Origin of the sequence: Rhizobium sp. PRIMUS64 (genome assembly GCF_023006465.1) — a bacterium.
Lineage (GTDB): Bacteria > Pseudomonadota > Alphaproteobacteria > Rhizobiales > Rhizobiaceae > Rhizobium > Rhizobium leguminosarum.
Genome location: NZ_JALBGX010000215.1, coordinates 1 through 7673, shown reverse-complemented (window position 1 = coordinate 7673; position 7673 = coordinate 1). Strand labels below are relative to the sequence as shown.

Genomic DNA, 7673 nt, shown 5'->3' with positions numbered 1-7673 from the left:
ACCATCGTGCCGATCTGCCCGGCGCCGAGGACGACGGCAGTGTCGCCCGGCGTAATCTTCGCCTTGGCGGCCGCCTGCATGCCGACGGCGAAGGGCTCGACCATGGCGCCTTCGGCAAAGCTGACATTGTCGGGTAGCTTGAAGGTGTAATTGGCGGGATGCACGACCTCTGGCGTCAGCACACCGTGGATCGGCGGGGTCGCCCAGAAGGTCACGGCCGGGTCGATATTGTACAGGCCAAGCCGGCTTGCCTTGGAATTCGGATCGGGGATGCCGGGCTCCATGCAGACGCGGTCGCCGACTTTCAGATGCGTGACGCCAGCGCCAACCTCGACCACCGTGCCCGCCGCCTCATGGCCGAGCACCATCGGCGCGTTGACGACGAAGGGGCCGATCTTGCCATGGGTGTAATAATGCACGTCCGAACCGCAGACGCCGACGGTGTGGATCCTGATCTTCACCTCGCCGGGGCTAGTTTCAAGCGGCAGATCGATATCGCGAAGCGCAAGCTCATGCTGGCGCTCGAGGACAAGCGCGCGGACTTTGGTCATCGTCGGTTTCCTTCCCTAATGGCTTGCCCATGACTCCATCGGGCAGCGTCGAAGGCGACTATAAGGCCCGAAGCCCTCCCAATTCAACCAGATTGCGAAGGCTTTTGCTCAACAAATGAAAAAATGCTCACCCTGACTTACCGGGGCTCAGTACCGGCTGCGGCCCGTCGGGAAACTGCGCCAGCCTGGTCCGATGGCGAGCGGCCTCGGAAGGGCATTTATAAGATTTTTATATAGATGGCCTGTCGTCCGTCTCGAACCTTTATGCGCTTCGGCTCCATATTGATGCCGAGAGATCGAAAAGATCATCTCCACGCCAGAAAGCATGAAAGGCGGCCTCCCAGCGCCCTTTATCTTGTCTGACTCCAAGAAGAACAACAGGAGTCACGATCATGATGGATATCATTCTACTCGGCACCGCGATCATATTCTTCGCGCTGTGCTTTGCCTACACCCGAGCCTGCGACAGGCTTTGACAGGAGAAGCGACGATGACCCTCGATTATGTCTTGAGCGGTGCCGTAACTGTGTTTCTCACCGTTTACCTCACCTACGCTCTCCTTCGCCCAGAACGCTTTTAAAGAGAACTGGCGCTTCTGAGGTCGCGCATGCGCGACCGAGAAGCAGCCGGGTATTGAAAGTTTACCTCCATGACCCTCAACGGATGGCTTCAGATCCTGCTTTACTGCGGGATCGTCCTCGTGCTCGTCAAACCGCTCGGCGGCTATATGACGCGTGTCTTCAGCGGCGAGCGCACGTTCCTGTCACCGGTCCTCGTTCCGATCGAACGGGGACTTTACCGCATTGCCGGCACCAGCGAACGCGAGGAACAGCATTGGACCTCCTATGCCTTCGCCATGCTAATGTTCAACCTGCTCGGCGTCATCGTGCTTTACGCGCTGCAGCGCCTGCAGGCCGGTCTTCCCTATAATCCGGCCGGCATGGCGGCCATCCCGCCGGAGCTTTCCTTCAACACGGCCGTCAGCTTCGTCAGCAACACCAACTGGCAGAACTACGGCGGCGAAAGCACGATGTCGTATCTGACGCAGATGGCCGGTTTCACCGTCCAGAACTTCGTCTCGGCGGCGACCGGCATTGCCATCGCGCTCGCCTTCATCCGCGCCTTCTCGCGCGCCTCGGGCAAGGCGATCGGCAATTTCTGGGTCGATATGACGAGGGCCACTTTCTATGTGCTCTTGCCGATCTGCATCGTCCTGACGCTGGTCTTTGTCTATCTCGGCGTGCCGCAGACGCTCGGCTCCTACGTCAATGCGACGACGCTCGAAGGCGCACAGCAGACGATCGCCGTCGGCCCGGTCGCCTCGCAGCTTGCCATCAAGATGCTTGGCACCAACGGCGGCGGCTTCTTCAACGCCAACTCCGCCCATCCGTTCGAAAACCCCGATGCGATCTCCAACCTCATCCAGATGGTATCGATCTTCGCGATCGGCGCGGCTCTGACCAACGTCTTCGGCCGCATGGTCGGCAATCAGCGCCAGGGCTGGGCGATCCTCGCCACGATGGGCGTCCTGTTCGTCGCCGGCGTCATCGTCACCTATTGGGCGGAAGCCGCCGGCAATCCGCTGATGCATGCCTTCGGTCTTGGCGGCGGCAACATGGAAGGCAAGGAAGTCCGCTTCGGCGTCGCCCTATCCTCGCTCTTTGCGGTCATCACCACGGCGGCCTCCTGCGGCGCGGTCAATGCCATGCATGGCAGCTTCACGGCACTCGGTGGCCTCGTTCCGCTGATCAACATGCAGCTCGGCGAAGTCATTGTCGGCGGTGTCGGCGCTGGCTTTTACGGCATCCTGCTCTTCATCATCGTCGCCGTCTTCGTCGCCGGCCTGATGGTCGGCCGCACGCCGGAATATCTCGGCAAGAAGATCGAGGCGAAGGAAATGAAGATGGCCGTTCTCGCCATTCTCTGCCTGCCGCTCGCCATGCTGGTCTTCACCGCAATTGCAAGCGTCCTTCCGAGTGCGGTTGCATCGGTCGGGACCGCCGGCCCGCACGGCTTCTCCGAAATCCTCTATGCCTATACATCAGCGGCAGCGAACAACGGCTCGGCTTTCGGCGGCCTGACGGGCAATACGCCCTGGTACAACATAACCCTTGGCCTCGGTATGCTGATGGGCCGCTTTCTGGTCATCATCCCGGCGCTTGCAATCGCCGGTTCGCTGATCGCCAAGAAGTCGGTTCCGGCCTCGGCGGGCACCTTCCCGACGGATGGTCCGCTCTTCGTCGGCCTGCTCGTCGGCACGATCCTGATCGTCGGCGGCCTGACCTTCTTCCCGGCGTTGGCCCTTGGCCCCGTCGTCGAGCACCTGGTCATGATCGCCGGCCAGATCTTTTGAGGTGATGCCATGATCCTCCGTCACAGGCTTCGCAACGCCTTCCACTCACGTCCTCGTGCGCCGGGACGTGGGAATGGCCCGAGACCCCAAGCCTCCGACATCATCCTGGTGATGATGGCAGGCCTCCTCGTCATCGCCGCCATATTCAAAATCTTACAGGGCTGACCGGCTTCCGGTTCGCCATCCTCGTTTCAAAGCTGGAGTCTCTTATGAGCCAGGCAAAATCCGCGAGCATCATGGATTCTCGCATCCTCATTCCGGCCGTGGGTGCCGCTTTCAAGAAGCTCAACCCCCGGGCACTCGCCAGAAACCCGGTCATGTTCGTCGTGGCCACGGTCTCGGTGCTGACCACCATCCTCTTCCTGCGCGATCTCGTGGCGGGCAACGGCAACCTCGGCTTCTCGTTCCAGATCAATCTTTGGCTCTGGTTCACCGTGCTGTTTGCCAATTTCGCCGAGGCCGTTGCCGAAGGTCGCGGCAAGGCGCAGGCGGATTCGCTGCGCAAGGCGCGCACCGAAACCCAGGCGAAGCTGCTGACCGCCAATAATGGCAACGGCTACCGCATGGTGCCGGGCACCAGCCTCAAGGTCGGCGACCTCGTGCTCGTCGAGGCCGGCGACATCATCCCGTCGGACGGCGAAGTCATCGAAGGTGTGGCCTCCGTCAACGAAGCGGCGATCACCGGCGAATCCGCGCCGGTCATCCGCGAATCCGGCGGCGACCGCTCGGCGGTAACAGGCGGCACGCAGGTGCTGTCCGACTGGATCCGCGTCCGCATCACCGCCGCTGCCGGCTCGACCTTCCTTGACCGGATGATCGCGCTCGTTGAAGGTGCCGAACGCCAGAAGACTCCGAACGAGATTGCGCTCAACATCCTGCTTGCCGGTATGACGCTGATCTTCGTGCTCGCCACCGCGACGATCCCGAGCTTTGCCATCTATGCCGGCGGCTCGATCCCGATCATCGTGCTCGTCGCCCTCTTCGTGACGCTGATCCCGACGACGATCGGTGCGCTGCTGTCGGCGATCGGCATTGCCGGCATGGACCGCCTCGTCCGCTTCAACGTGCTCGCCATGTCCGGCCGTGCGGTCGAAGCCGCCGGCGACGTCGATACACTGCTGCTCGACAAGACCGGCACGATCACCCTCGGCAATCGCCAGGCGACGACCTTCCGCCCGATTCGCGGCGTTTCCGAACAGGATCTCGCCGACGCCGCCCAGCTCGCCTCACTTGCCGACGAAACGCCGGAAGGCCGCTCCATCGTCGTGCTCGCCAAGGAAAAATATGCGATCCGCGGCCGCGACATGGCGAGTCTCAAGGCGACCTTCGTGCCCTTCACCGCCCAGACCCGCATGAGCGGCGTCGATCTCGAAGGCGCTTCGATCCGCAAAGGCGCAGTCGATGCCGTGCTGGCCTATGTCAACGGCGACGCATCCTCGAAGAACGGCAGCGAGGTCGTGCGCGAACTGCAGTCGATCGCAGACGAGGTCGCCAAGGCTGGCGGCACGCCGCTCGCCGTTGCCCGCGACGGCAAGCTGCTTGGCGTCATCCAGTTGAAGGACATCGTCAAGGGCGGCATCCGCGAACGCTTCACCGAGCTGCGCCGCATGGGCATCCGCACCGTGATGATCACTGGCGACAACCCGCTGACGGCAGCCGCCATCGCCGCCGAAGCCGGCGTCGACGACTTCCTTGCCCAGGCAACGCCGGAGATGAAGCTGGCGCTGATGCGCGAGGAACAGTCGAAGGGCAAGCTCGTCGCCATGTGCGGCGACGGCACCAACGATGCGCCGGCGCTCGCCCAGGCCGATGTCGGCGTCGCCATGAACACCGGCACGGTCGCCGCCCGCGAGGCCGGCAACATGGTCGACCTCGACAGCGACCCGACGAAGCTCATCGAGATCGTCGAGATCGGCAAGCAGTTGTTGATGACGCGCGGCGCGCTGACGACCTTCTCGATCGCCAACGATATCGCCAAGTACTTCGCCATCATCCCGGCGATGTTCCTGACCTTCTACCCGCAGCTCGGCATCCTGAACGTCATGGGGCTTTCGACGCCGCAAAGCGCCATCCTCTCGGCAATCATCTTCAACGCGCTGATCATCATCGCGCTGATCCCGCTGTCGCTGAAGGGTGTCCGCTACCGTCCGATCGGCGCCGGCGCGCTGCTGTCGCGCAACCTGCTGATCTACGGCGCCGGCGGCATCATCGTCCCCTTCATCGGCATCAAGGCGATCGACATGGCCGTCGCAGCCCTCGGCCTCGCCTGAAACGCTCCAAGGAGTAAGAACAATGTTGAAAGAACTTCGTCCGGCGGTCGTCATGATCGTCGCCACCACCGCCATCACCGGCCTTCTCTACCCCCTCGCCATGACGGGTGCCGCCCAGGCCCTCTTCCCGACCCAGGCGAACGGCAGCCTGATCGAGAAGAACGGCCAGGTGATCGGCTCGACGCTGATCGGCCAGGCCTTCACCAGCGACAAGTATTTCCACGGCCGTCCCTCGGCCGCCGGCGACGGCTACAATGCGGCCGCCTCCAGCGGCTCGAACCTCGGCCCGACCAGCCAGAAGCTGATCGACCGCGTCAAGGGCGACTACGACGCGGCCAAGGCGGCAAACCCGAATGCGGAGGTGCCCGCCGACCTGGTCACCGCTTCGGGCAGCGGCCTCGATCCCCATATCTCCCCGGAGGCCGCTTACTTCCAGGTGCAGCGCGTCGCCAAAGCGCGTGCTATCGACGAGGCCAAGGTCAAGGCGCTGGTCGACGGTGCCGTTCAAGGCCGCGAACTCGGCATTCTCGGCGAACCTACAGTCAATGTTCTGGCGTTGAACCAGAGCCTTGATGCTTCTATGACTCAGTGACCCTGGCAGGCTGGGCGCCCCTTTCCTTCCCTCATCCCTGCGCTCGCCACAGGGGCGAGGGATAGGGTGATGTAGCCCGTCCTCGCCAGCCATCTGCAGAAAGACCATACGCATGCCAGACGACAATCGCGATCAGGCCGGCAGGCCCTCGCCCGATGCGCTTCTCGAAAAAGCCCGGGCGGAGACACGCGGCCGTCTGAAGATCTTTCTGGGTGCCGCGCCCGGCGTCGGCAAGACCTACGAGATGCTCGTCTCCGGCCGTGCCAAGATCGCCGACGGTCTCGATGTCGTCATCGGCGTCGTCGAGACCCACGGCCGCAAGGAGACCGAGGCGCTCCTTGCCGGCTTCGAGATAATCCCCCGCGTCGAAATCAGCTACAAGGGCCGGCCGCTCGAGGAAATGGACCTCGACGGCATCCTCGCCCGCCGGCCCCATCTCGTGCTGGTCGACGAACTCGCCCATACCAATGCCGAGGGCAGCCGTCATCCGAAGCGCTATCTCGACGTCAAGGAATTGCTCGATCGCGGCATCGATGTCTATACGACGCTGAACATCCAGCATGTCGAGAGCCTGAACGACGTCGTCTCGCAGATCACCCGCATCCGTGTGCGCGAGACAGTGCCGGACTCGATCATCGACCTCGCCGACGACATCGAGATCATCGACCTGACGCCGGATGATCTGATCAAGCGCCTGCATGACGGCAAGGTCTACATGCCGCGCACGGCCGAACGGGCGCTGACCAACTACTTCACCCCGGGCAACCTGACGGCGCTGCGAGAGCTTGCGCTGCGTAAGACCGCACAGCGCGTCGACGACCAGTTGCTGACGCATATGCAGGCCCATGCCATATCCGGCCCCTGGGCGGCGGGCGAACGCGTTCTCGTCTCGGTCGACCACCATCCGCGCTCCGCCTCGCTGGTGCGTTATGCAGCCCGTATGGCCTCGCGGCTGCGCGCGCCCTGGGCTGCCGTCTATATCGAGACCAACCGATCGATCAATCTGAACGAAGCCGAGCGCGATACCGTCGCCGCCACGCTGCGACTTGCCGAGCAGCTCGGCGGCGAAGCGATCACCCTTCCCGGCCGCGAAGTCGCCGAAGAACTTGTCCGCCACGCCACCGCCAACAACGTCACCCATATCGTCATCGGCGCCCCGAAGAAGCCGACATGGCGCGACTGGTGGAGCCGCTCGATCACCGACGAGCTGATCCGCAAGACCGGCGAGATCAGCGTCCATGTGATTTCAGGTAGTGAGAAGGACGGCACCACCGCGCGCGGCGTCAGGGCGGCGGCCACCACGCCGCAACTGGATTTCAGGGCCTACCTGCTGGCAACCTTTTATGTTGCCATCGCGCTCGGCGTCAGCGTCGTGCTCGACCAGGTGCTCGACGTACGCAACCTCGCCCTCGTCTTCCTGATGGCCGTGCTGACCTCAGCCGTCCTCCACGGCCTGCGGCCGGCCCTTTACAGCTGCATCCTCAGCGCGCTGTCCTTCAATTTCTTCTTCCTGCCGCCGCGCTACACGCTGACGATCAGCGATCCGGAAAGCGTGCTTGCGCTCTTCTTCTTCCTGGGCGTCGCCATCATCGCCAGCAACCTGACCGCGACCGTCCAGCGCCAAGCCGCCGCTGCCCGCCAGCGGGCGCGGACGACGGAAGATCTCTATCTCTTCTCGAAAAAGCTCGCCGGCACCGGCACGCTCGACGACGTGCTCTGGGCGACCGCCTTCCAGCTCGCCTCGATGCTGAAGGTCCGCGTCGTGCTACTGCTGCCGGAAGACGGTACCATCGCCGTCAAGGCCGGTTATCCGCCCGACGACACGCTCGACGACGCCGATATCGCCGCCGCCCGCTGGGCCTGGGAGCACAATCACGCCGCCGGCCGCGGAGCCGATACCCTGCCCG

Annotated in this window: 6 protein-coding genes; 5 read left to right on the top strand and 1 reads right to left on the bottom strand. The window is 63.4% G+C overall.

Annotation, left to right across the window (positions count from 1 at the left end; translation table 11 throughout):
* On the bottom strand, positions 1-551 hold a 551-nt coding region (locus MOV76_RS37555), incomplete at its 3' end, for an alcohol dehydrogenase catalytic domain-containing protein (RefSeq protein ID WP_247266463.1).
* Positions 552-1041: 490 nt separating this feature from the next.
* Between MOV76_RS37555 and MOV76_RS37550 the strand changes: the two genes are divergently transcribed.
* The 5 genes from MOV76_RS37550 to MOV76_RS37530 form a co-directional block, all read left to right on the top strand.
* Positions 1042-1131 carry a K(+)-transporting ATPase subunit F gene (locus MOV76_RS37550; protein ID WP_003547774.1) on the top strand — a complete coding sequence of 30 codons (90 nt, stop codon included), beginning with the start codon at positions 1042-1044 and terminating at the stop codon, positions 1129-1131.
* A gap of 69 nt (positions 1132-1200) precedes the next feature.
* On the top strand, positions 1201-2904 hold the full coding sequence (gene kdpA / locus MOV76_RS37545) for a potassium-transporting ATPase subunit KdpA (protein WP_247266462.1): 1704 nt from the start codon (positions 1201-1203) through the stop codon (positions 2902-2904).
* Positions 2905-3113: 209 nt separating this feature from the next.
* Positions 3114-5174 carry a potassium-transporting ATPase subunit KdpB gene (kdpB, locus tag MOV76_RS37540; RefSeq protein WP_247266461.1) on the top strand — a complete coding sequence of 687 codons (2061 nt, stop codon included), beginning with the start codon at positions 3114-3116 and terminating at the stop codon, positions 5172-5174.
* Positions 5175-5196: 22 nt separating this feature from the next.
* Positions 5197-5766: a potassium-transporting ATPase subunit KdpC gene (gene kdpC, locus MOV76_RS37535; RefSeq protein ID WP_115156788.1), complete on the top strand. Its 570-nt coding sequence runs from the start codon at positions 5197-5199 to the stop codon at positions 5764-5766.
* Positions 5767-5878: 112 nt separating this feature from the next.
* On the top strand, positions 5879-7673 hold a 1795-nt coding region (locus tag MOV76_RS37530), incomplete at its 3' end, for a sensor histidine kinase KdpD (RefSeq protein ID WP_247266460.1).